Annotated in this window: 26 protein-coding genes; 16 read left to right on the forward strand and 10 right to left on the reverse strand. The window is 57.8% G+C overall.

The window, feature by feature from the left end; genetic code table 11:
• Positions 1-95: 95 nt before the first annotated feature.
• The 7 genes from H3H39_RS06500 to H3H39_RS06530 all read left to right on the forward strand — a co-directional run bounded on the left by H3H39_RS06500 (position 96) and on the right by H3H39_RS06530 (position 5,109).
• Entirely contained in the window at positions 96-350 is a 255-nt protein-coding gene (locus H3H39_RS06500; protein WP_182152571.1) for a hypothetical protein, read from the forward strand.
• A gap of 121 nt (positions 351-471) precedes the next feature.
• Positions 472-702: a helix-turn-helix transcriptional regulator gene (locus H3H39_RS06505; RefSeq protein WP_182152572.1), complete on the forward strand. Its 231-nt coding sequence runs from the start codon at positions 472-474 to the stop codon at positions 700-702.
• Positions 699-1,115: a hypothetical protein gene (locus H3H39_RS06510; RefSeq protein WP_182152573.1), complete on the forward strand. Its 417-nt coding sequence runs from the start codon at positions 699-701 to the stop codon at positions 1,113-1,115. The genes H3H39_RS06505 and H3H39_RS06510 overlap by 4 nt, the downstream gene beginning before the upstream one ends.
• A 110-nt stretch (positions 1,116-1,225) precedes the next feature.
• On the forward strand, positions 1,226-1,897 hold the full coding sequence (locus tag H3H39_RS06515) for a hypothetical protein (protein WP_182152574.1): 672 nt from the start codon (positions 1,226-1,228) through the stop codon (positions 1,895-1,897).
• Positions 1,897-3,918 (forward strand): AAA family ATPase, encoded by a 2,022-nt coding sequence (locus H3H39_RS06520; protein ID WP_182152575.1) that lies wholly within the window; start codon positions 1,897-1,899, stop codon positions 3,916-3,918. Before H3H39_RS06515 ends, H3H39_RS06520 begins: the two co-directional genes overlap by 1 nt.
• A gap of 212 nt (positions 3,919-4,130) precedes the next feature.
• On the forward strand, positions 4,131-4,484 hold the full coding sequence (locus tag H3H39_RS06525; protein ID WP_182152576.1) for a hypothetical protein: 354 nt from the start codon (positions 4,131-4,133) through the stop codon (positions 4,482-4,484).
• Positions 4,485-4,560: 76 nt separating this feature from the next.
• Entirely contained in the window at positions 4,561-5,109 is a 549-nt protein-coding gene (locus tag H3H39_RS06530; protein ID WP_182152577.1) for a hypothetical protein, read from the forward strand.
• A gap of 427 nt (positions 5,110-5,536) precedes the next feature.
• On the opposite strand, the gene H3H39_RS06535 is transcribed toward H3H39_RS06530, so the two are convergent.
• Positions 5,537-7,333: an AAA family ATPase gene (locus H3H39_RS06535; protein ID WP_182152578.1), complete on the reverse strand. Its 1,797-nt coding sequence runs from the start codon at positions 7,331-7,333 to the stop codon at positions 5,537-5,539.
• Positions 7,334-7,534: 201 nt separating this feature from the next.
• Here H3H39_RS06535 and H3H39_RS06540 point away from each other — a divergent pair, with 201 nt between their 5' ends.
• Entirely contained in the window at positions 7,535-8,119 is a 585-nt protein-coding gene (locus H3H39_RS06540) for a recombinase family protein (protein ID WP_182152579.1), read from the forward strand.
• A gap of 50 nt (positions 8,120-8,169) precedes the next feature.
• Here H3H39_RS06540 and H3H39_RS06545 read toward each other — a convergent pair whose 3' ends face one another.
• Positions 8,170-8,484, reverse strand: a complete 315-nt coding sequence (locus H3H39_RS06545; RefSeq protein ID WP_182152580.1) for a hypothetical protein — start codon at positions 8,482-8,484, stop codon at positions 8,170-8,172.
• A gap of 209 nt (positions 8,485-8,693) precedes the next feature.
• Here H3H39_RS06545 and H3H39_RS06550 point away from each other — a divergent pair, with 209 nt between their 5' ends.
• The gene (locus H3H39_RS06550; RefSeq protein ID WP_182152581.1) at positions 8,694-8,963 is read left to right on the forward strand and encodes a hypothetical protein; all 270 of its coding nucleotides are present in this window, start codon (positions 8,694-8,696) and stop codon (positions 8,961-8,963) included.
• A 132-nt stretch (positions 8,964-9,095) separates the two neighbouring features.
• Here H3H39_RS06550 and H3H39_RS06555 read toward each other — a convergent pair whose 3' ends face one another.
• From H3H39_RS06555 to H3H39_RS06565, 3 genes are all read right to left on the reverse strand, one after another.
• Positions 9,096-10,034 (reverse strand): hypothetical protein, encoded by a 939-nt coding sequence (locus tag H3H39_RS06555; protein WP_182152582.1) that lies wholly within the window; start codon positions 10,032-10,034, stop codon positions 9,096-9,098.
• A gap of 1,231 nt (positions 10,035-11,265) precedes the next feature.
• Positions 11,266-12,684, reverse strand: coding sequence for a hypothetical protein (locus H3H39_RS06560; RefSeq protein WP_182152583.1), 1,419 nt, complete (start codon positions 12,682-12,684; stop codon positions 11,266-11,268).
• A gap of 1 nt (position 12,685) precedes the next feature.
• The gene (locus H3H39_RS06565) at positions 12,686-13,405 is read right to left on the reverse strand and encodes a hypothetical protein (RefSeq protein ID WP_182152584.1); all 720 of its coding nucleotides are present in this window, start codon (positions 13,403-13,405) and stop codon (positions 12,686-12,688) included.
• A gap of 252 nt (positions 13,406-13,657) precedes the next feature.
• On the opposite strand from H3H39_RS06565, the gene H3H39_RS06570 reads away from it, so the two are divergent.
• Together H3H39_RS06570 and H3H39_RS06575 are read left to right on the forward strand one after the other, a co-directional pair.
• On the forward strand, positions 13,658-14,743 hold the full coding sequence (locus tag H3H39_RS06570) for a hypothetical protein (RefSeq protein ID WP_182152585.1): 1,086 nt from the start codon (positions 13,658-13,660) through the stop codon (positions 14,741-14,743).
• Positions 14,744-14,902: 159 nt separating this feature from the next.
• Entirely contained in the window at positions 14,903-15,142 is a 240-nt protein-coding gene (locus H3H39_RS06575; protein WP_182152586.1) for a hypothetical protein, read from the forward strand.
• A 222-nt stretch (positions 15,143-15,364) separates the two neighbouring features.
• On the opposite strand, the gene H3H39_RS06580 is transcribed toward H3H39_RS06575, so the two are convergent.
• The 4 genes from H3H39_RS06580 to H3H39_RS06595 all read right to left on the reverse strand — a co-directional run bounded on the left by H3H39_RS06580 (position 15,365) and on the right by H3H39_RS06595 (position 17,795).
• Positions 15,365-16,111: a hypothetical protein gene (locus tag H3H39_RS06580; RefSeq protein WP_182152587.1), complete on the reverse strand. Its 747-nt coding sequence runs from the start codon at positions 16,109-16,111 to the stop codon at positions 15,365-15,367.
• A 12-nt stretch (positions 16,112-16,123) separates the two neighbouring features.
• Positions 16,124-16,510: a hypothetical protein gene (locus H3H39_RS06585; protein ID WP_182152588.1), complete on the reverse strand. Its 387-nt coding sequence runs from the start codon at positions 16,508-16,510 to the stop codon at positions 16,124-16,126.
• Positions 16,511-16,752: 242 nt separating this feature from the next.
• Positions 16,753-17,523, reverse strand: coding sequence for a RepB family plasmid replication initiator protein (locus H3H39_RS06590; protein WP_182152589.1), 771 nt, complete (start codon positions 17,521-17,523; stop codon positions 16,753-16,755).
• A 2-nt stretch (positions 17,524-17,525) separates the two neighbouring features.
• On the reverse strand, positions 17,526-17,795 hold the full coding sequence (locus tag H3H39_RS06595; RefSeq protein WP_182152590.1) for a hypothetical protein: 270 nt from the start codon (positions 17,793-17,795) through the stop codon (positions 17,526-17,528).
• Positions 17,796-17,913: 118 nt separating this feature from the next.
• Between H3H39_RS06595 and H3H39_RS06600 the strand changes: the two genes are divergently transcribed.
• From H3H39_RS06600 to H3H39_RS06610, 3 genes are all read left to right on the forward strand, one after another.
• Positions 17,914-18,216, forward strand: coding sequence for a helix-turn-helix domain-containing protein (locus H3H39_RS06600; RefSeq protein ID WP_182152591.1), 303 nt, complete (start codon positions 17,914-17,916; stop codon positions 18,214-18,216).
• 934 nt (positions 18,217-19,150) lie between these two features.
• Positions 19,151-20,071 carry a cupin-like domain-containing protein gene (locus tag H3H39_RS06605; protein ID WP_182152592.1) on the forward strand — a complete coding sequence of 307 codons (921 nt, stop codon included), beginning with the start codon at positions 19,151-19,153 and terminating at the stop codon, positions 20,069-20,071.
• 197 nt (positions 20,072-20,268) lie between these two features.
• Entirely contained in the window at positions 20,269-20,703 is a 435-nt protein-coding gene (locus H3H39_RS06610) for a hypothetical protein (protein WP_182152593.1), read from the forward strand.
• A gap of 10 nt (positions 20,704-20,713) precedes the next feature.
• Here H3H39_RS06610 and H3H39_RS06615 read toward each other — a convergent pair whose 3' ends face one another.
• Entirely contained in the window at positions 20,714-21,139 is a 426-nt protein-coding gene (locus H3H39_RS06615; RefSeq protein ID WP_182152594.1) for a hypothetical protein, read from the reverse strand.
• Between the two features lie 187 nt (positions 21,140-21,326).
• Between H3H39_RS06615 and tssK the strand changes: the two genes are divergently transcribed.
• Positions 21,327-22,718 (forward strand): type VI secretion system baseplate subunit TssK, encoded by a 1,392-nt coding sequence (gene tssK, locus H3H39_RS06620; protein WP_229217911.1) that lies wholly within the window; start codon positions 21,327-21,329, stop codon positions 22,716-22,718.
• Positions 22,719-22,842: 124 nt separating this feature from the next.
• The gene (gene alaC, locus H3H39_RS06625; protein ID WP_182152595.1) at positions 22,843-24,054 is read left to right on the forward strand and encodes an alanine transaminase; all 1,212 of its coding nucleotides are present in this window, start codon (positions 22,843-22,845) and stop codon (positions 24,052-24,054) included.
• The last annotated feature ends 98 nt before the right edge of the window (positions 24,055-24,152 follow it).

The raw sequence follows: 24,152 nt of genomic DNA on the forward strand, positions 1-24,152 counted from the left end.
CCCTTGTGCCAGCACCAGTTTGACCGCCTCGGCCCGGAATTCCGGCGTGTATGTTGTTGATCTCATGATTTCACTCCCTTTGACAAGTTTATCAAATGGAAGTGTCCGAAAATGTCAGGCTACCTCAAAGCATGAGAATGTCTACGCAGGGGAACAATGCAATTCACAAAGACAATCGTGCAGACCGTGCGCACGTATACGACTGGTGCGATAAAAATATGCCCGACTACCTGACGATGGACAAAGCTGCAGCGGCTGTCTTTGAAACACGTGAGGTCGCGGCACAATTGAAGACGATTCGTAATTGGATGACGAGTTGGAAGCGTGAGCGAGCGGGAAAAATTAACTAATTGTTTGATCCTTAAAGGCTTCACCCGCCGCTGGTAGCTCCTCCTCCCGCTCCCGGCAGCGGGATTCCATCATGAGCCACGATGATCCAGAATGCACATGTTCCTAACGACATCGATACACATGAACGCAATCTCTCAATTAGGCTTCCTGCGCCTCAAGCAGATCATTGGTGATCCTACTGCTGTACCACCAATCGAACCTATCATTCCGGTGAAAAAATCTTGCTGGTGGGCAGGTGTAAAGTCAGGTCGTTTTCCACAGTCTGTAAAGAGTGGTCCACGCCTGACGATGTGGCGCGTCGAAGATATTCGGGCGCTGGTAGCTAATCTGCAAAGCGGAGTGGAAGCATGAGCGCCGTCACCTTCATCACCGGCGCCTGGGATTACCTAACTCGCGCACTGGCTGCCGTCGAACCGCCAAAGGTAGCCGCTGCCCAACTGTGGCACCGCGCCTACGGCTACCAGCCCATCGAGGGCATTTCTACGGCAACGATCATACACGCCTCGCTGTATGGCAGCACGCTGCAACTAAATGTGGTGTTCCCGCTCCTGCCGTCGAAGCCATGGGGAGTCTTCGAGCTGCCAGCATCGGCAGTGCAGCATTTCGCCCAAAAACGCCGTTTCAAATTTTCCGCCCCAGCCGAGCTGTACGGCGCCCGCGTTGAGCTACACACCGGGCCGCAGTTCCAGCATGACGGCTACCCACGATCCCGCGTCATCGGCGTCAAGGTGCTGAGCACCGCGCCGCCAGACACGACGCACTAACTCATTTTTCCTTGCGGGTACGCCCGCGTGTTTTGCAAATATGGCCTCGCTGCCAGGGGCCAACTCACGCCGAAATTTCGGCAACCAACCATAACCTGAAAGTAATAACAATGACTACCACATCTCTCGTATTGTCCTCGACCGTTCATTCTGATTCCAGCTTCTTGACTCAAATTGCCCAAGGGCGCCAATTATTGGCGGAAGCTCAAGCTAAGACGAATGCGATCGCAGATTTCTGTGAACGGGAGTGGCAACAAATTGAGGCCGGGATTACACACCCTCACGCTGGTTTCGACTTGCTGGAAGAGGCCCCGATGACGTTGTTCGCCAAGGATCGCGTTATGCGCGATTTGCCTATCGTCCCTGTTCCGATCTGCGCCGCTTTCCTGGGATTAAAGCCAAACGACATTTTCAGCTTCAAGCGCAAGAATCAATCTATGGGAGCTATTTATCAGCAATCACTGTGCTTCTCCATCAATCAGTTGGAAGTGCTGGCCAACAACCGCGACTGGTTCGTTGACGAGTATGGGCACAAGTACACTAAGCTGAATCAGATCCCTTCCACTGATTTTCTGCTGCATGGCACCTTCGTCGATTTTGAGGTCGTATGGGGATACCTGAGCTTTGAGGGGCAAACCTCATTTGACGGGTTGACGGTCAATGCGGGGTGCCGCCGCCCATACCGCTTGGCTGACGTCCGGAACGAGTTCTGCAAACAACTTAAGGCCAGGTCGGCAAAACAGTTGGCGGCCGCTCTCACCCCAATTGGAGCCACCCACTAATGCAAACCCTGCCGACTGGATTGAGCGCTTCGCGTTCCCTGCCGGCAGGCCCGCCCCTCCGGGGGCAGGGTCTGGCGTGCAACCCACAAGAGGCCACAGACGCGATGAATTATCTATTCCCGCCGGTAGATCGGTCGGACTGGATCAAGCTGGCAACTGCCGCAAAGCGTGCTGGCGTATCGTTTGAAGATTTCCTCGCCTGGAGCAGTTCCGGCGAGGGCTTTGAAAATGAACGACGCTGCCGCACGGACTGGAATGGTATCAGCGAAAACGGAGACATCACACCCGCAACGTTGTTCCATGCGGCGCGTGTTGCTGGGTGGCGTCCGCAGTCCAGTAGTGGGCCACGAACGTCGCCAATGCTTCCACCAGCGCCACCGCGTGAACCTTTGCCAGAGACGCCAGTCCTCAACGCCAAGGCTCAAGAAATCTGGGACCTCTGCGTGCCCGCGCCGGCCACACATACCTACATCGAGAAGAAGGCCGGCAATGCCGACGGGCTGCGCATCTATCCCGTTGGTGCGCCAGCACTAGTAATTCAGGGGCAGAATGTGGCCGGCTGGCTGGTAGTTCCCTGCGTGTCGGCGGGATTGCTGCAAACGTTGCAGTTCATCCCACAGGAAGGTCCCAAATTGAATATGCCGGGCGGCACCTTCAACGATGGGTATCACGTCGTTGGCTCCATCGGTGACGGCAGTACGATTTACGTTGTTGAGGGAATCGGGCAGGCGTGGGCGTGTCAGCAGGCCACTGGCTCACCTGCCGCGTGCACCTTCGGCGCGGGCCGTATGACAACTGTAGCGCAGGCCATTGCGCGTGCTTATCCAAGCGCTAAAATCGTTCTGGTTCCAGATCGCGGCCAAGAGGGGCCAGCAGAAACCATCGCTCATAAGTTGGACTCTGAATGGGTCAAGATGCCGACCGGGACCGCGAACAACTACGACGCGAACGATCTTGCGCAAGAGCATGGCAACGATGCACTGCGCGACCTACTGATGCAAGTTCAGACGCCACCGTTGCACTACAAATTGCTCACCGCTGAACAGCTTTCGCGTGCGGCACCGCTCGAATGGATCGTTCGAGGGATACTGCCAAAGAAAGGGCTGGCTGGATTGTACGGTCCAAGTGGAAGCTATAAGACCTTCGTGATGCTCGACTTGGCGGCCCATATTGCTGGCGGTGGGCCGGAGTGGTTTGGCAAGCGGGTCATGCATTGCCCCGTCACCTACTGCGTCTTGGAAGGCGAGGCGGGCATGAACAATCGGGCCAAGGCATGGAGCCAGCATCACGGTAAACCATTGCCGGATCAGCTTCGCTTTGTAGTCCAACCAGTTCACCTCGTCGGTGGCGACGACGTACACCAGCTTGCCAAGGCGATCAGGCATGTGGGCGGCATGAATGGCGTCGTCATTCTCGACACGCTCAATCGTGCCACTCCAGGTACGGACGAAAATTCGTCCAAGGAAATGGGCACCATCCTGGCGGCAGCGAAGCAGTTGCAGGAGCTGATTGATGGCTTGGTCATTCTCGTTCACCACACTGGCAAGGATGAGACGAAGGGTCTCCGTGGTCATTCGAGCTTGTTCGCGGCCTTGGACGGCGCAATTGGCGTTATCAAATCGGGCACTAATCCTTCGTGGACCGTCGCCAAATCCAAGGACGATGCAACTGGAGCTGTTTACTCGTTCCGGGCCGAAGTTGTAACGCTGGGTATTGACGACGAGGGGGATGAGGTCACCTCATGCGTAATCGTTCCTGTCGGCGTGCCGTTTGCGCTGCGCGAAAGTAAGGCGCTGTCGGCCAATCAGCAGACCGCATTAGACGCGCTGCACGACCTTTTCAATGGGATTGGCGAGGTCGATGTGCGCGTGGCGCTAGGCGATGCTGTAAAGGCCGTAGCGGCCGTTATCGACACGGACGCAAAGCATAAAAACCAGCGCGCAAAAGAGGCGATTGAAGGGCTGATCAAAAAGTCACTGATCTACTCTGACGAAACTCACCTCTGGGCGCAGCCCAACTAACCACCGCCGCCCGGTCCCGGTTCCCCCTCCCCCTTATAGGGGGAGCGGGAAAAGCCGGGAAGGGGATGGGCCACCCGGAAAGGCCCGCTTTTTATAAAACCGGGAAGAACCGGGAAACCGGGACATTTTTTTTATTTACGCCGGCGGGTCGAATTGCTGTCGGTGCGATGTAATGCCTGTAGGGCACGACCTACAATTTTTTGGAACTACAAATGCATACTAAATCTAACAATCACGTGACGTCCGTAGTCAACTGCAAGATCATCAGCCGTAACCACGGCAAGGCATTGGTCGATGAATTCGGCTTCGTCTGTGGCCTTGAGGCGCTGCGCAAGCATGACGACTTTGCGCACACCACGTTTTCCCAAGCAGGTGACCTCGACAACTTCGACTTGGTAAAGGCGATTCAATTCGCCATTGGCTACCTGTCCAGCAGCGCATCAAGAACGGTCGATCCCGAACATAAGCAGTGGCTGCTGGGCGAACTCGAAAAAGCGTGCGGCCCACTGGATAAACCCATCACGTTGATCATCTACGAGGGCGACATGGCCACCGTCCCAGCGTAGTCCCCGCCGATATCCAGCATCAACCCAGCGAACCGCGCAGCAACGCCCGGTTCGCTTTTTATTTAGGTACCCGAAAATGAAGAAAGCCAAGCTCGACCGCGTGCCGGTCATCGAAGACACGCTGGGCCTGAATCTGGCCACGCTGCTGGCCACGTCCAAGAAGACCGGCAGCGGCCTGCTGGCGGTGACGTGGCAGGGCACGACGGGCTTGGTGATGCTGGAGGCCGAGCGCATGACGCTGATGTTTGGCGGCGTGACGGCGTGCGCTGAGATCGCAACCGTGCGCTGCCTGAATGGCCGGTTACGCCCCCTCCTGACTTGCCCTCGCGCGCACGAAGGAGATTTCCAGACCTTGTACCTGCGTGGCGGCGAGCTGGCCTGCCGGCACTGCCATGGGCTGCGCTACCGCAGCACGTTGGCCGCGAACGCGACCGACCGCGCTCGTCTGGCCCGCTTCAAGCTGCTGGACCGTATGGGAGGCCAGCCAGGCGACGCAATCCCTACGCGGCCATCTCGGGCTTGGCGAAAGCGGTATCGGCGCATGGTGGGGCGTTTGGCGGGCCTGACGGGCATGCACTACGGGCAGATTCGCCAGCAGCTTGCGCGCCTAGCTGACACGGCGTAGCGTGATTCAACCCCACTGCTTGTTTTGATGCCTAATTTGCAATTAAGTGTCAGACTCTGACACTTTCGACGGATCTAGCCGTTACAGGGGATTTCAGCCGACATTTGCACCTCGGCAACGGCGACCGACTGGGCACTGCTGGCGCGCTTCAAGCTCTTGGACAGCATGGGAGGTCGGCCAGGCGACACGATTCCAGCACGGCCGCCTCGGACTTGGCGCAAGCGCTATCGACACATGGTGGGGCGTTTGGCGGGCATTTCCGGTGCTCACTACACAGATCTGCGCCGGCAGCTTGCGCACTTACTTGTATAAAAAGGTTCTGACCATACGCAATCAATTTCGACCTTCTCGAAATGAGACGTCATGGGCCCACTGTATTTTGCAATTGGAGAAGTGAAAAGCGGGATGTGAGGCTACGCAGCACCGATTAGGTAGCCCCCTCCAATAATCTGTGTAGTTGTTCTAGCAGGGGGCGCAATGACTCCAAGATCTCTGGTTCCGCGTCTGCTAAAGTAACTACCCACTCTGCAAAAGTTACTTTACTTTCCGGTGTTGGTGTCAAAATATGATGATGTCCCAAGTCTTCCCGGCGAACGAGATAAGGAGTCACTTTTGGGATTAACTCTGGGGAGCATAGTTCTGCATGAGGTGAGCCCGTCAGTGCAAGCGCACCGGCTTCCACAGCACGTTCCCTGAGCGCAGGTGTAAAAAGGTTTTCCAGACTTCCAGGCCATTTTGATTCGGGGATTTGCAGATGACGCATTGTAGCCACCAAGCCAGGCTCGAAAGGGAGCCTGCACCAATGTACTTTGTTGGAGTTGTTTTGGTACCAGCGACCACCTGGCGCCAACCGGGTGGTGGAATATACGGTACGTCCCTCCGCGTCATTGTCGACTAGCGCGAAGACTTTTCGCAAAGGAGCTATCCTGCTAAAGACCGCCCCGTCCTTCCCTAGGCCCTCCATCTTTGTGGTCCCCCCAGCAGGCAGGAAAATGGCCTGCAATGGTACGCCGATCAGAATTTGCCACGCTTTTTCAAACACTAATTTGTCGCTCTCACCTTCGACAAACACTATTGGGAGTGCTTGTTGGACGACCTTCTCGGCTAACACGGCAGCCTCTGCGGTGCGGCGCTGTATCTCGGCGTGGGCCGCTTCTAAGTATCGGCTGATAACTGGCAGGTGAGGCGTTTCTCCCATCAACTCTTCGGGAGGCTCTCCTGTCTCAGAAATCGGGCGCACAGAAGACGAAAGGCGATCATGACGAGACTCGGACCGTGATATGAAGAAGCGCCGTACATCCTCGCCGGTCATCATAAAGAACGCGGGACTGTGACTGGTCAAGAAAATCTGCTTATTGGCCTGTCGCCCCAAGTGTCGCAGGGTATCTGCTTCTTTGATCGCGTTCGCGAGTTCCAAAGAATTCTCCGGTTCTTCAAAGCCCCAAATGTTGAAATCAGCCGTACCGTGGTGAGATAAGAAATTTAGGATTGGGGGAATATGACGCACTTGTATGCCATCGCCTCGTTGGAGCGTCAGGCTATACGAGTCGCCAGCTGCTGAAGTGGTTATAAAATCAAGCGATCTAAACAAATCTGTAAGATCACTTGGCGTAGAAACCGCGCTATTAATTTCCAACGTTTCACGCAAGCCGGCAGTCAGGTCGTTAGTGGTGTCACGAAGAGCCTGCGCAAATTCCCCGAGCGATCCATGGAACTCATTCTGACGTGATACTACGCGGTATATTTCTGCTTGGAGATGCTCGAATATCCGACGGTCTTTGATCGCTGGAATGTAATGGAAGCGGATCTTGTTTAAGAAGCGAGTTAAGTAAATCTGCTTTCTGTTAGCGAACGACGATGTGACCTGAGGCTCGGGGCCAGTTGTTACACTCCATTGTTTTTTTACCCAGAATCGCTCGCCTAGCGACGCGCGCCAGTTCGCCGGAGCATTAAAAGTAATCTTTACATAAACAAATTTCCTGATATCTGCGTCGCGCCCAGCTGCTATCGCTTCTGCTTGTCGGGCATGGCTGAAGTCTCGGGCAAAATCAAAAGCTTGATTCGGATTCGTCTTTCCATCAAAAAACAAGTTCAGTGCTCGCAAGACGTTGCTCTTGCCGGAGTCGTTCCTGCCAAAGAGCACGTTCACATGTGACAGGTCGCTCAATTGGAACTTGTAAACGGACCGGAAATAAGCTATTTCAATCGAGTGGATGAGCTGCATGCGTGACTTTGAGACAAAGTTGGTATGTCAGCAGAGTAACATTTGCGCCCTCTTGGCGCTATGTCTCAACCGACGTAAAAAAAGGGCCGTTTTCCAACATCCTTCCCTGGGCTGTTCTAGCGATGTTGAAAAATTAGCCTTTACATAAATCAACATGTTGATTTATATTTATACCGTTTTTCAACACAATAGGAGCGCGGTATGGCGATATTCGGGTACGGGCGGGTTTCTACGGCAGAGCAAACAGCAGATAACCAGCAGCATGAGATCGAGCAGGCGGGCTACAAGGTCGAGTATTGGTACGCCGACACTGTGAGCGGCAAGGCACACGCGGCACAGCGCAAGCAGTTCGGCATCCTGCTGGGCAAACTTCGCGCGAAGGACACTGTGGTTGTCTCCAAGCTGGATCGCTTGGGGCGCGATGCCCCCGACGTGCTGGCGACAATCAAAACCCTGGGGGCGCTTCAGGTTGAAGTGGTCGTGCTACAGCTCGGCAAGCTGGACCTGACCTCGCCCGCCGGCAAGCTGATGTTGGCCATGCTGGCGGCCGTGGCTGAGATGGAGCGTGATCTGATCGTGGAGAGGACGCAAGCCGGGCTGGCCCGCGCCAAGGCTGAGGGTAAGACTCTAGGCAGACCCTCTAAAACGACGCCAGAGCAGCGCGAAGCGATGATGGCTGCATATCAGCGCAAAGAAAGCGTTAGTGCACTGGCGCGGATGTATGGGGTTTCCAGGGCGACCGTCCTGTCGGTGGTGCAGCCTTCAGCAAAGTTATTGGCGGGCTAATACAGCCATGTAACGTCGCCGTACCAAACGCTCGCGTATGCCTTGAATTTTCAGCGCTGAGGGTGCTTCATAGCCTCAGATTCCATGGCGGCATTTCGCTCCTCGCTGGCCTCAATCGGCTCCATGGCCTCGTCGATAAATGCCTGTGCACGTTCAGCGTCCTCACGAATGCTGGCGGCGGCGAAAGATCGCTCGTCGTCATAGCTTGGTGGCTCAAGCATGTCCTTAAGCATGGCTTCTAATTCCAGTACGTCCAGCTGCTCGCCAAACTGCCTGCTCTGTTGGATGTAATGTCTAATTTCTTCGTCTTGCTCAGCCGTCAATGGAAGTCCACGGAACGTACTGCTGGGATCAATCTCTGGCATGGTGTGCCTCCTACTATCATTGCTTCCTCAGTGTACTCGGTTATGGTATTGTTGGATTTTAGTTGCCAATATTGAAATTCCGCCAGCGTGAATTGACGGTGTGGAGTGCGAGCAGACCAAGAGTAAGGCGTATTGTGACGAGCGCTGCATTTTGTTTTTTGCTACTAATCTTATTTGTTCAACAGTCTCCTACTTGAACGGGGCACGAAATGAACCAAGATTTGTTGACTGGCCTATGGCTGGCTCTTGAGGCGCACGACAGTCGGACATCAAGTATTTCGCCGGAAGTCAGTTTTAACGGCATGTACGCTGTCTCTTTGTATAAAAGCACAATTTTGCAGACTATGCTCGTAAGCGATTTATCGCCGGTGCAACGCTTCGTCGGCCGTGATGGCCAAGCAACGTATGTGCGCTCGCGGGATAGCGCTAAGGTGAATTGGGGGCCGTGGCGGCATGTTGAGGCGATGACCACTCCTTAACAGTATGATCTGCATAGACGCCATCTGACCAGCCGTGGCGGGCCACACCAAGCTATGGCCTCAGCTAGCGGGAAGAGCAAACCGGCGACAACCATCTTCACACCATATTCGTCGTGCACCTGCATCTAGCAACTATTTCGTCATGCGCACCCAGCCTGCATGAACCGCCTCCTTGAACTTATCCCAATGTGATTCCGGATGATCGCGCTCCCAGGATTCGCGTAATTCTGGTTCGGCATCCTCCCAAGCGCTGCCTTGATAGGTCGCGCGGTTCGCCATCGATGCACCGTGGCGATATGCAGGGTCATACTCTTGATACGTACCGCCAACGTAAGAAAAAGTGTCCAGCCAATGGGCGCGGAAGTAAGTATCCTCACTGATTCCTAAACTGTCGCCACGCTGTATGCTCAAGCTGCCCTGATTGGGCGGCAAGCCTCTGCTGCTGTCGAACCGGGAAGGCTCGCTTGACGGCGACTCCGCTGCGGGCTCGGCACGCTGCATCGCCCCCGCCTCCTGCGTGCCCTGTTGAGAAGCAGATGACCCGGACTGCATCGGCTGCGCCATTTCCTGCGCATCCCTTTGCGCTGTTTGCGACAGGTCTTGCTGTCGCGGTGAACTTTGTTGCAAGCGCGTGTCCGGCGGGGGAATGAAAGCGCTGCCTTGCTCAGTCTCGGCGCCAGCCCATCCGCCAGCCCCCCACCGGGCCTGTTGTTGGTTGATATCCAGCGGTCTGAAGGTTTCGACTATAGCCGCCGCGTTCCGGGCTTGTTTGCGGCTATCTGCCTGGATGGTCAAGACCAAACACCCGCGCTTTATCGCCTCGGAATAGATGCTGTGTTCGCGGTAGTCGGTGCCAAAGCACCTACTGAAAAAGTGCCTAATCTTGTCGGCGATGACCTCGCCAGCTTCGTTTGAGCCGACGATAGTATCGAATTGCTGCCCAGCGCCGGCGACCGCAGCAGAATCGCTCAGTTGAATGGAGTTAACATCAAAGCCGGCATCTATCAGTGCCTCTCGGGCGCCGTTTGCGTCAGCACGATTATCAAATACGGCTGCCAGTGTATGTGTCATGATTACCCCCTCAGTTACGGCGCCTAGCCATGCTCAGCCGGTTTAGTACTCAACCTGCGCGCTGCCTGCATAAATACAGCATAGCAGTTTGAAAGACGCGAACACAGGGTGAACAATCTGTACTTGAGGGACATCCAGCACCGCCTACAAGCACAACTGCAGTTCCTTGAGGATATGCAAGTCCAACGCTACTTGCGACACGCTGCGGCCGTGTAATCGTTGCCTGACTACGCGGTCGATGGCAACGCCGTAATCTTCCAAGAAGGTGCGGGCATAGAACAGGCCGTGTGTCGCAGTGAGGGCCGTTTCCACAGCGCGTACTGCTGCACGATGAAATAGAACTTCGACGTTAAACTTGATTGGGATTGGACTGTCTATGGCTCGCTCCAGATGATGCATTAAGGGTAGCAGTAGCGACTGGCGAGCAGTTGATATTTCTCAACCCGCAGCGATTGCCGGGTAGCGCGTGAGGATGAGGTGTTTGGCCGTCCAGGAGCTGTCGGCATCTATTCCAAGTGACCTGCTGTGCGCAGATATTTTTCGCCGAGGATCACCGTCGGTGCTGGCCCAGCGTCTTGATTAGCTCTTCCGCCGCGCGCCTACCCCAACCGATGAATTCAGCATCTGCCCGTGCGGCAATTTCTTCCATGGTGTACGGAGCGCGGTGCAACGAAGCGTGTGCATGGCTTCGCCAGCTGGTCTTGTCTGCTTCACGCGGCGGATCTGGGTCGGGTCTGCGTATTTGCACGGTGCCCCCGAATTTTCCTGAAATTTCACCCGATCAGTCAAGTCTACTATTATGGAGTACAAAGTCAAAAGGATTGCACCAGCGAGATTGCTTCCGAAAAAAAGGCCCCACCCATGGGGGGAGGCCGAAGGCACCACCCCGCCCCATAGCCCTAAAACGGTCATTCCCTCAAAAATTTTCCGCCATAGAAAAAGTAAAAATTTTTTCGGCGGCGGACATGGCGCGTAAAAGGCCGAATCGAATTATGTAGGTTGAGGCTCCTCGGCGCCATGGTGAACATCGAAAGCCATCCGTTTCGTCATAGCAAGTGATGCCCTAAGTGCATTCCAGCGCTCGCGGGAACACCTTCAGATCCGTGTGCAAGCGCGCGAGCATCAAAGTGAACGGCTGACTATGTCCATTTCGTCGCCGGTGGCGAACTGATTGACACCCAATCTGGGCGCACGTGAAAAAACGGCATCTCGCACGATGCCGTTGAAAGAGCTAGAAATGCAACTCCCGCAGGGTGTCGTTGATGTTAGCCCTGATCGCTTCGCGCGCGCCACGGTCACTGGTCGCACGATACCGCTCCCGCAACGTCGCGAGAACAATATATTCCGACTTGTTCTTGCGAACGTGCGCACCGATGCCGAGGTCATACCCGGAGTCGCCGATGAGGTTGACGAACTTGGCGCGCTCCGAATACGCCGCAGCTGCGGCGACAAAATCGTCGATTTGGCTCGTCGCGCACGATTGCGTTTCGCAGTTGAGAACGTTGGTTTCGAGACGTTGAAATTCACGCTTCGCCGCATAGAACTTTTGGATGTTCTCAGAACTGCCGATACGTTCGGCGCGCTCTTTGTCTTTGCGTACACGTTCCTCTTCCCGTACCTTTTGGTCCTCCTCATTTTTACGCGCGAAGTCGAGTGAGTCGTGAAGCATGGCGGATGCGGCTTCGTTGTGGGTTGTTAGCGCAACCAGGCTCACAGGTTTTTCTTCCTGATCCTGCGTCTCTGTAAGGCTCGGATGCAGGAAGTTTTTGTTTACCTTGCAGCCATCGAGCACTTCGCCCGCGAGTGTGTTGTCGGTTATTTCGTAGCCGCTATTTTGCCGCATGAGGAGTTTGTGATTGCGCACGAGGCATGCATTGCGCGAGTCGAGAAGGAGGATCGAGTTCGGCGTTGAAGCAACGTACCCCGATTCCACTTCGCATTCATGCTTAATACGATCAATAATCTTCTGGTCGGTGAGCGGGCCTTTCTTCTTGGCGTCCGCGATGCCGTTGGCGAAACATGTCGCCAGCGTTTCTGCCCGCGCCGCCTTGACGTCGTTCATCACCGCGTCGTACTCCGCTTGCACCTTCGATGTTTCGAAGGGATTGTTGATGGCAAGTAGTCTTTGCGCGGACGGCGATTCGTTGATGATCTTCTGACCCCAATGGGTACCGTAGAGACCGGCGAAGACGAGGTAGCCAAAGATGCACCAGTAGATCGCGCGCAGAATGATGAGGCCGCGGTTGGCGTCCGTGCGGATGCTTGCCATCTCGATCACCCAGTAGACGATGAGGCCGAGCGCCGCGAGTCCGAAATATTTCTCGATCGGGAGGAAGGTGATCGTGAGTGGAATGATCATCACCAGGTAGACCGTTGCCGGCACCTGCTTCGTGACCCAGACCTTGCTTGCGTTCCAGCCGCCGCGCACCGACCAGGAATCGAGCGCGTCGATCATGAAGACCGCGCACAGTATGGCCGGCTGCAACAGCACGAAGAAGGCGAGGAAGAGGAAGACGAACAGCATGAAGATCGTCGCGCCTTGCCAGCCCATGGCCTTGAGTCCGACGTCAACGAGCACCAGGCCCGCATAGCCGACGAGGACGAACCAAACGTTGATGTAGGCGCGATTTGCCAGTCCGAGTGCAGACACTTTACCTCCCCTTGTTTGCTTGCTTCGCCTTCTGCGCGAAGAGTTGATTCAGGAATTGAATCTCGTTCGAGGTCGCGGCCGAGCCGTCGATGCCGCCGACCAGTAGCTTGCCGAGGAACACCTTCGCGAGCGATTGCTTGCGCGGCGTGGTGTCGACGACTGCGCCGTGCGTCTTGAGCGCGCCCGCCTTGATCCAGCCGATGAGCTGCGGCGCGCGCTCGGCGATAAAGGTGGACGTGCGGCTTGCATACCATTTCATGGTTGCCGCCGCGCCGGGCTTGGGCGTAATGCCGACGCCGGTGCGCAGAAACATGAGCGCCTCATCCATGTCGTGTGCGGCGACCTCGGCCAGGTCGGCCAGGAAGTCCAGGCGCTCCCGATCTAGTGCCTGGAAGTCCGCCGTGGATTTATGCTGGGCCACACCGGCGTGGTTGGGCGAGCGGCGCGCAGCCATGAGCGCCCGGAAGACGTTGCGCTCGGCGGCGTCCAGCTGGTCCATCAGCGCGAGAATGTGCTTCTGGGCTGCCTCGCTGCGCTCGCTGCGCAGGAGATGCAAGAGGCGCGTGAATTCTCCGGCGTCAGCCTCGGTTTCTTGTAGCGGGAGTTCGCCAAGAAGTTGGGCGATTGCGGTCTGGAGTTTTTTGACGTCGAAGTGGTTTTTCACTTGCATGGCGGCGAGCGCGCCGTTGATCACGAGCGAAACGATCGAGGGACTGACCATAGCGCCTCCAAAGAATTATCTTGATAGATGAATCAACTTTATTATATATTTAAAACATTTTCACAACTAAATGTTTGAGTCCGAAATAGGGGACTAGTGAGTTGACGCTCGTGAAATCAAGAACTGGACTTCTTTCCGAACCGCCGCCACCCGCGGTGACCGTGCGCCGATTCAGTGCATGCCCAAGCTTGGCTGGTGAAGCTGCGTGCCCGGGTGTTGGCGGCTTGACGACTGCACACTGAGGAGAGTTACATGAATACCCTTCCCGATCCCAAGCAAACCATCCGTTCCCTGCGCAACATCGCCTCGACGATCCACTCCCTCGAAGCCAAGCTCGCGCCGCTTGCAAGCCAGCTTGCACTGATGAAGAACAATGGCATCACGAGTGGCAAGCAGTACGACCGCCTCGTTCGCGACATCGGTACAACTGAATGCAAGCTTGCGCCACTCATCGCGCGCCGCACTGAAATCGAAGAGCCGTTCCAGAAAGCTCGCCACGCGGCAGGCCAGGAATGTACTCGCCGCTCGAAGGAAATCAAAGACCTGCAGGACGTCATGAACCAGTGGGCGGAATCCGCCCTCGACGAGAAAATCAAGGATACGATTTCCGAACTCACGAAGTCGGGTATGAGTGAGAATAAAGCGCGCAAGACCCCTGTCGTTCTCGCGCTCAACGAACAACGCCCGGAATACAAGGTGAAAAGTGCTGCCGCTAGGCAGACATATGAAAAAGTGTATGCCGAGACGCTTGGAATCGTAAATCACTGCGACAAGGTGCTCGAGCCCGGACTGCAGCCGCCTGCGTTCGCGAACACCAAAGGCGGTCGCGTAATCGCCATCGGCATATTCGCAGTTGTCTTCGCGTTGATCAGCATTATCCTCCTCCAACACTCCTCGCACAGAACAGGTCACGTACTCCTCGTCTTGCGGACCCTCCTGCTGGGCTGGGTGTGCTACGATGTGATCGATACACGCGCCAAGCGAATAGAGTGGAAGGCGACGTGGAACGATGAATCGAGTAGCTCCTGGTCGCCATTTGCGGGAGCCTGCCTGCTTGGCCTTGTCGTGCTCTACATCGACTCCATGCCGTTTAGCTCTGACACTTTTGGTGTAATTGACTTCATCGCTACCATCATTAGCTTGGCCGCGTCCGTAGGCATCTTTGCCTTCTTCGTGGCTTCCCTTGACACCAAAAATGCGGACGCGAAGCAAGCCGATGAGAAATGGTGGAAGGAAAAACGTGAGTCGGAGTGGACTCGCGAGGACGATATCAAGCATGGCCTCGAAAAGCTACAGCGCGATATCGAAGAGGACGTCATCAACTACGGTAAAAAATAAACTACCTCCATGTAGGGCGATTGGTCTCGGTCCGTTCAACGCTTCTTTGGAAGGAAAAAACATGTCCGCCGATTCCTGCTTGAATGGCGTACGCTCTACAGGACCGTAACCACCCGCAGCTACATCATAGAAATTCTCTTTTTATCTGTAATCCTGGCCATGCCGACCATCGCCCTTTTTGGCTTGCTATGGGATCAGCGACCGCGAAAACGTAGCATTTGCCAGGCGGCGGAAGCCGTTCATCCCATTGTGCGGCACCCGCCTGCTGGCGAGGTGCCTGCATTGCTGCCGGCCGATTACATGGTCATTGGCCTGGCATCGATGGAGGACGCCGCGATCCTGGCGCGACTGCAGCGGATCGAGCGCTTGATTGACCCGTTGCCGGACAGGGTGCAGTAACCGACAAGACCAGCTCCCCGTTGATCCTTTATCCGAGGCGGTTGTGAAGCCAATCTGCGACCTTGGCCCTCAACCTGGCACGCCAGTCATCGTTCAGCTCGATGGGGTGATCGAGGACTTTCCCGGTATAAATCTGGGCTGGTATCTCTCGTGGCGGCCAGTCAATTTCGGGACGTGCCTTGGCCAAATTCGACTCAGCTAGAGCGCTGTCGCGCTTATCCGTCACAGCACTTCATCACTCAAGGGCCGCACCTGCGTGTCGCCACGCCGCGCCAACCTTTCGATCAAGCTCGCCCTGATCTCACTATGTCCATCCGGCTGCACGGCCCTCAGCACGGCCGCCGCCTCATTTAAGCGGCCCAGCAGGCGCAACAACTCGCCTTTTTCAACCATGTCGGCCGGCCGCATCTCGCCCTGCTCAAGCAAATCCAGTATCGCCCGCATGTTGGCCCACTCATCGGCCTCGGGCATGGTCGGCACGTTCGGGATCGGCGACCCGTCCGATCGGACGCGGAAGCGGTCGTTCAGGGTCCACCAGATGCGTCTACGCAGCCACAGGAGCCTGTCGCGACTCAATCCTTCGGACCTGGCCAGCACGTAGGCCACGTCCTCGAAATCGGCGCTGTCGGCGCTCTGGGCGCTCTTCCAACCATCAGGTAGCTGGAGCCACTCTTGCTCTTCACGGAGCCGACCATGAGGGTCATCACGCCAGCGCGCCAACAGGCGCGCCAAGCGCCCTATGGGCCATGGCTTAGATGGCAACACACCGACCACTTCAGTATCTTCGCGCCAGAAGATCGCGGCACAGGCGCGACACCGTACCAGAGGCGACTGTGCCCACCACGCGGTCGGTGCTCCATCGGACCAGTCGCGGGTCCCGCTGAAGTTGATGGTACGCAGTCGCTGGCGAAGGAAGAAGCCCTCGCAGCCCGGGCACTTGCGTACTTCGGGGTCTTGGAAGCTGGTCATGCAGTATTGGCGCTAATCCGTGGCTTCACGATAGCAGTCGAAGAGCCGACAGAGGAGCCTGCTCAACCAGTTCCTGTTTGCTTCGCGCTCGATGCGAGCAAGTTTCATCCTGTCGAAGCCATTGCCGCCATAGTTGAAATGGCTCGAAACATCCATGCGGCGCGGGATGACATTATCGTCATGATTCATGTGAGTCTGAGCGGCGGGGGCACCGAGGCCGGCGTTTTCCATGGGCTTTAAAAGGAGCAATTCAAAAGTCGCGGGCGGCTGCGGCAAGAGCATCAGCAAGGACATCCTGGCCAGCGCCATCAGCGACGTTACCGCCAACTGGAATGCGACAGGTAATGCAGACGTAATCCCGCTTGACCGGACGAAGGAGCTTCCGCCGAAGATTTTCAAAGCCGCTGACGAGCGCGGCACAGAATTTGGATAGATTCATAGCGTCCTTTATTGTAGTCCTGCCGCAGAGCGGCTCTGCGGCCTACTCACTCGCGGCTGGTGCCGGGCACAACAACAACGTGAGGTATTCATGGAGCGAAGTCGTTCACAAAGAAGAAGGCCCTGGCAGGCAGGGCACTTGTAGACGGCTGGGTTGGCGTAGCTGGTCATAGTACTATCGTACCGCCACATTGCAGGAGTGACTACTCGTCAAAGAAGCCAGGCTTGTCCATATTCTTGACGATCCAGTCATGCATCTCGTCCAAATCCCGGTGGGTGAACTTGTAATATCTGGCGTCTTCCATCCGACGCCAGCGTGACGTTCGATGTATTACATCAAATATGTCATCGAGACGCTCCTTGCTCACGACATTCTTCAAGCGCCTTGCGACTCGTACAAGCAGTCGGGACATGGGCATTGTCTTGGGGCGTTTCTTGCGCGCCTTAAGGCGGCTAATTAGAACAATAGGAAGGCCGTAGGGCATTTTTTGGCCTCGGTCGAGTACGGCCGGAGCAGACACCAAGTCCGAGAATGTGAGAAGGCCCCGGGGTACGCCGGCCCTGTCACTGCGTAACACCGTGAACAGATAGCTGATGAACGTGCCGGAAAATCTCAAATCAAAGTATTCAATCCCGTTTGTCAGACTGTCAGCCCATACAAAGTGCGACGTCGCGCCATCGTCAAAATTCAAACAGACACTGCGGTCAAACAACGCGTGAGTTGCGACATCAAGGCGGCGAAACGCGACCTTCGGTGTAAGTCCAGCGTGGGCCGCGAATTCGACAACAGGGATGGTGATCAATGCGCCGGCCGGTTCACGGGCAGCAGCCGGGGACTGCGCGACTACCGATGCCATGCGCCGCAGGATATAGCGCTCATCGACCGATAGGTTCCGGGCGCTTTCTGCCAGCGCCCATTGCAGGCGGCGCTCGCGTTCGACGTCTGTTGATTCTGGTGGCAAGATATCTAACATGTCTACACGCAGGTGAACTGCAAGCTGGTTTGTGGGAACTGGCCGAACGAGCGAGGTACGTCGTTCTCCCGGATGATCTGCATGGTCTTGCCTTGGCCAGCACAGAAAGCACCCGCCTCTTGGAATACCTGGGCCTTGATGGCGCCCAGCGACGAGGCCGGGCCGTTGTCCTCTCGGGCAATCATGTACTGGTCCTTGCCGGCGGATACGACGCCGGTGGTGGAGGCGCAGCCCGCGAGGATTGCGGCGATGAGGAAGTAGTAGGGTTTCATCGTTGAGTCTTTCAAATAGTCGTGGTCACGCGTGGCGCGTTGGCGCCCACGATCCTAAGTATTCCTTAGTGTGATGTCAACGAAATACTCAGATTATCTTAGCCTTTAGGGGCTAAGAATGTCGGTTTTTGCCAAGCGGTTGAAAGAGGCACGTTGCCGCGCGGGGTTGTCGCAGGAGCGGCTAGGCGTGCTGGCCGGCATCGATGAAATGTCGTCGAGCGCACGCATGAATCAGTACGAGAAGGCGAAGCATGAGCCAGACTTTTCCATGGTCGAGCGCATTGCCAAGGTACTTGACGTGCCTGAATCATACTTCTATGCAAAGGATGATGAGGCGGCGTGGTTGATAGTGGAATTCCACCGTATGATGCCGGCTAATCGTATGAAAATGGTTGAGGTCGCTAAAGCACTTTTGAAATGACGCGAAGCCTCCAAGCGTGATTGTCCATTTCAGGGCTGAACTTAAAGTGGGGGTAGCCGTGTGGGTAGAGCGGAATATCTTTTAATTTTCATAGTAAGATCGGCGGACACCGCTTCCGCCAGGAAATAAAGAAACCGCCGCAAGGCGGTTTTTTATTTCCTGGCGGAAGCGAGGGGAGCGCCAGTGCGCTCCCCGTGTGGGATTCGAAGGGCTTGGGCCTACCGGCCCAACCCGCCCCGAATCGCCCGACTGCTGGGCGCTTTGCGCCCAGCCTCGCGCGCCGGGGGCGCGCGGCCACTTCACCTCATATTCTCAGTCCGCTGGCCAGCGGCCTCCAAAAAAAAATTTCCCAGCAACAATTCCCAGTTGCACTACATGTTCGATGAAGAGCGGTCGCGAAAGCCGAAGGACATCCCAAGGGCCGAGCACACCGACTGCCGGCTGGTCCGGCGCCCAGTCGCTCAGCCCCAAGGCGCCGACCGTTCTGATATATCCATTCGTGATACAACTAATTACAAATTAGAATTAGACGTATATGCTGTGTTGCAGCATAATTCGCCTGTCTCCTCCAACTCCTCCAAGAATTGGATTCAACCCGCCCTCATCGGTGGGTTTTTTTTTGCTCTTGCGTGTCAGTTGCTCCACTCAATCAAGGTAAGCGTTGAGAGAGCCTCCGCCGCGCCATAACATTCACATCGGTGATACAACTGATTACAATTTAAAATTAGACGTATATGCTGTGATGCAGCATACTTCACCTGTCTCCTCCAACTCCTCCAAGAATTGGATTCAACCCACCCTTGCCGGTGGGTTTTTTTTGCTCGGCAGGGCAGGCCGGACAGGTTTGCCGGGGTGTTCGCCCATGTATACTGTCGGCCAGCTTGTGCTCAGGCACGCACGGCACAGGAAAGCAACGGGAAGAGAACGAAGGTCTATGTCCAAGGAAAACAACGCAGTGACGCGGCGCCTGCCGCCGCCCAGGTCGGCGTTCATCGCCGCCACGCCGGAAGCTGCCATCGCCAGGAAACAGGTACTGGAGGAACGCGATGCGCAAGTGCGCGGCGTGACGTCGATCCAGGCCATGCGGGACGCGATCAAGCTGGCCGCCCGCGCGCTGCCCACCATCGCGGAAGTGCCGCGCCTGGGCCTGCTCGACGCGGCCGCCTTCCGGACCCAGGCGGAGCTGGGCCTGCCGTTCCTGATCAGTGGCGTCGTCAACCGCTGGCCGCTGACCAGCCTGCTGCCGTCCATCCTGCGTGAACGCTACGGCCACGTCCCCGTGCGCGCGCGCGTGGGCGACTACATCAACACGGCGTTCGCGCCGGACCGCGCCATGCGCGACCTGACCATGCTGGAATACCTGGACCTGGTGGCCGCCGGCACGCAAGCCTTGCCGCCCTACCTGGGCAACCTGGAATTGCGCGAGCTGAACCGCCTGTGCCACTGGCCCACCTATTTCGACAAGATGGGGCCACCCCGTTTCTGGGTGGGCCCGGCCGGTACGGTGACGCCGCTCCATTGCGACTACGACGACAATATCTTCGCCCAGGTATGGGGCAGCAAACGTATCTTCCTGTCGCCGCCGCACCATGAGGAATTCCTCTATCCCAAGGAAGCGAACGCCATCCTGTTCGGTTCGCCGTTCGACCCGGAGGCGCCGGACTTCGAGCGCTTCCCGCTGGCGCGCCAGGCGACCATGGTCGAGTGCGTGGTCCAGCCCGGGGATATGCTGTATGTGCCGGCCGGCTGGTATCACCAGGTGCGCGCGCTGACGTTCTCGCTGTCGTCCAACCGCTGGGCCAGGGCGGTGCCGTTCGCGTTGCGCGACGACGCGTCCGTGCGGCGCCCGGCCTGAAGTTCCATAAAAAACAACACTTGCGCACCCGATCGTTGAGCTTGCCGAATCGCCGCAAGACGGCGGCGTCATAGCAGTTTTATAATCCCTGATGGGGTGGCAAGTGGCCGCCCATCCGCAACAGCTGGTCAGCAATCGCAGTCCGTCTTTTCCTCTCACAACAACACGCCGCAAGCGTGCGGCGCAAGGAGAAACGCATGGCGCATTTCATACAGATTGGCGGCCTCAGGGACAAATGCTATGTCCAGATTCCCGACGGGATCTGGTCCGCGCGCAGCGACCTGGAGCAGAAACAGATCACCGAAGCAGTGGAAAAGGGTTTCATTTCCGACGCGGCAGGCGGCATCGGCATCAAGAAATCACCCCGCTATCACATCAGCATCAAGTCCGACTACCGGCTGTGCACGCAGTTGCGGGCGGAATTTAACAGCGAAACCTTCCGCTCCAACGTGCTGACCCCGTTCGTGTCGCCATACGAAGGGCGCACACCCGCCACGGCCGGTGAACAGCGCCGCTGGTTCGAGGAAGAGCGCACGGCGCGCTCGACCTACGACAGCAATGTGACGGACGTGGTGCTCAAGTTCCTCAACTTCGACCGCGAAAAAAACCACTCGAACCTGAGCACGCCCTGAACCGGGCGCGTCAGTAGTCGAATTTGCTGCTGCGGGCGCCGGCCCGGAACAGCGGCTGGGCCGCTTGCTCGGCCCGTGCCGCCTCGCGCGCCTGGCGGGCTTCCTCGGCCTGCCGCGCGCGCAGTTGCTTGTGCTCGTCGATGCGGCGCTGGGTGCGCAGGTTGTGCATGCCGGTCTGGAAATGGTTGATTTTTTGCCGCATGGCGAGCGCCCACACCAGGCCCAGCACGAGCAGGGCCAGCAGGTAACCGGCCTGCCAACTGCCGTAATTCTGGTCGATGATGGGGAAGATGGGGCGCGCCGCCTCCAGGCTGCCCTGGCCGTAGATGGCCAGCGGCACGGCCAGCAGCCCCAGGCCCAGCGTGGCCGCGATGTGCCAGCCGCAGGTCTTCAGCTGTTGATCCAATTGCTCTTGAGTGATTGCTGCGCTGTTCATGATCGTCTTTGCTACGCCGGTCGGGACCTGTGGTACGGGGGCGCGACGGGCATCGGGAAGGGGGCCGTCGCCGCGGTCGTGATTATCTCACCAATTTTCCACTCGGGAAAGTATATTGCCAAGTGGTATTAGTGAGGTTTGGGCATGCTTGCTGAGGTGCATCAAGGTCGCTCACGCTGGTCGTTGCATGCTGGTACAAGCCGAGTTCCCATCCATCCAGCCGGAGAACGCCATGCGCCTGCCCCCCAAAGTACTATGGTCCGAAGGCTTGCCTTTGGGGCCACAGCAGTTGCAACAACTGGACCGTTATCACGAAGCGCGCTTGCAGCGCACGGCGGCCGCCCTGCATCCGCACCTATGGGGCGTGTGCGCCTTGCAATGGGATAGCGACGGCCTGGCCAACAACCGCCTGACGGCCGACACCCTGTCGCTGATCTTTCCTGACGGCGAACTGTACGATGCACCCGCGTCGTGCCCGTTGCCGTTGACGGTGGACCTGTCCCAGCTGCCACCCGACACGCAAAGCTTCACCTTCCACGCGGCGCTGGCGCGCGTCAAGGAGCATGGCGCGAACGTGATCGATGGCGCCGCCAACGGCGCGCGCTATGCCCAGATCGGGCGCGACACGGCGGACCTGTATTCGGACGCCGTCAGTGTCGACGTCAGCTACCTGCAGCCGCATGTGCGGCTGCTGTCGGAACTGGACCCGCTGGGCGATTGCATCAGCGTCCCGGTGGCGCGGGTGCGGCGGCTGGCCGGTGGCGGCTTCGAGCTGGACCCGGACTATCTGCCGCCCAGTGTGACGGTGGCCGCCGCGCCCTTGCTGGCGCAGCGGCTCGACAAGCTGTTGGGCAAGCTGAGCGTGAAGATCGAGGCGCTGTACAGCCGTCACAGCCAGCCCAACAAGAACGTGTTCGAAATCCACAGCGGCGACATTTCCTCGTTCTGGATGCTGAGCACCCTCAACACGGCCGGGGCCGGACTGACCCATTGCGCGCGCTACCGCCAGCATCATCCCGAGCTCCTGTTCGAACGCTTGATGACGCTGGCCGGCGGCCTGCTGACGTTCTCGCAGCAGTACGCGCTGGCCGACCTGCCGGCCTATGAGCATGCCGACCCCGGACCCGGTTTCGCGCGGCTGGACGCCATCATCCGCGACCTGGTCGACACGGTGATCTCGTCGCGTTACATCGCCATCGCGCTGGCGGCGGACCCCAACCGGCCCACCCACCACAACGGCGTGCTGGACGCGGCCCAGGTTCAGCGGGACATGCCATTGTGCCTGGCGGTGCAGGCCGACATGCCGGCGCTGGAGCTGGTGGCCGCCGTGCCACGCCTGCTCAAGGCGGGCGCGCCGGACGACGTCGAGCATGCGATCCAGTTCGCGCTGGCCGGCGTGGAATTGACGCACATGCCGCAAGTACCGCCGCAGGTGCCGGTGCGGCCCAACACCTACTACTTCGCCATCGAAGGCAAGGGCCAGCTGTACGAGAACATGCTGAAGGCGGAGGCCATCGCCGTCTATGCGCCGATCAACATCAAGTCGCTCAAGCTGGAGTTGTTCGCATTGACGGCGTAGCGTGCCCGAAACGGATCGTGGCGAGGGGCTTGTCAGCGCGCATTTGTTTCGGCTAGTATGGTTGCCGGCACAGCTTAGTGCCAACGTCGCTCGGACGGTTCCGGGCGCTTACGTAAAGACAAACATGACCACCACTCCTCCTGTGCGCAACTTCGCGCGCATTGACCGCCTGCCGCCCTACGTTTTCAACGTCACCGCCGAACTGAAGCTGGCCGCCCGCCGGCGCGGCGAAGACATCATCGACATGTCGATGGGTAATCCGGACGGTGCCACGCCACCCCATATCGTCAACAAGCTGGTCGAGACCGTGCAGCGGCCCGATACGCATGGCTATTCCGCGTCCAAGGGCATACCGCGGCTGCGGCGCGCCATCACCAAGTGGTACAAGACCCGCTACGAGGTGGACTTCGATCCCGATTCGGAAGCCATCGTCACCATCGGCTCCAAGGAAGGGCTGGCGCACCTGATGCTGGCCACGCTGGACCGGGGCGACACGGTGCTGGTGCCCAACCCCAGCTATCCGATCCACATCTGGGGCGCCGTGATCGCGGGCGCCAATATCCGCTCGGTGCGCATGACGCCGGGCGTGGATTTTTTCGATGAACTGGAACGGGCCGTCCGCGAGAGCTATCCCAAGCCCAAGATGATGGTGCTGGGTTTCCCGTCCAACCCCACGGCCCAATGCGTGGAGCTGGAATTCTTCGAGCGGGTGGTGGCGCTGGCGCGCCAGCACAACATCCTGGTGGTGCATGACCTGGCCTACGCCGACATCGCATTCGACGGCTGGAAGGCGCCGTCCATCATGCAGGTGCCGGGCGCGCGCGACGTGGCGGTGGAATTTTTCACCATGTCCAAGAGCTACAACATGGCGGGCTGGCGCATCGGCTTCATGGTGGGTAACCAGGAACTGGTGGCGGCGCTGGCGCGCATTAAGAGCTATCACGATTACGGCAGCTTCACGCCGGTGCAGGTGGCCGCCATCGCCGCGCTTGAAGGCGACCAGAGCTGCGTGAATGAAATCGTGGCGCAATACCAGAGCCGGCGCGACGTGCTGCACAAGGGCTTGACGGAAGCCGGCTGGCCGGTCGACAAACCGAAGGCGTCCATGTACATCTGGGCCCGCATTCCGGAAGCCTATCGCCACCTGGGTTCGCTGGAGTTTTCCAAGCTGCTGCTGGCCGAGGCCAAGGTGTGCGTGTCGCCCGGCATCGGTTTTGGCGAGTATGGCGATGAGTACGTGCGCTTCGCGCTGATCGAAAACGAAGCCCGTATCCGCCAGGGTTTGCGCGGCATCAAGGCCATGCTGCGCAAGGGCGACGGCAGCGGCGCCAAGTAACCACACCACGGCGGGAACGGCGCGGCAGGCCGTTTCCGCCTTTCCCTCGTACCGCCGTTTGTGGCGGAATGCGCACTGAGCGTTCCGCTCGCGGTGCG

Source organism: Rugamonas apoptosis (assembly GCF_014042355.1).
Taxonomy (GTDB): Bacteria; Pseudomonadota; Gammaproteobacteria; order Burkholderiales; family Burkholderiaceae_D; genus Rugamonas; species Rugamonas apoptosis.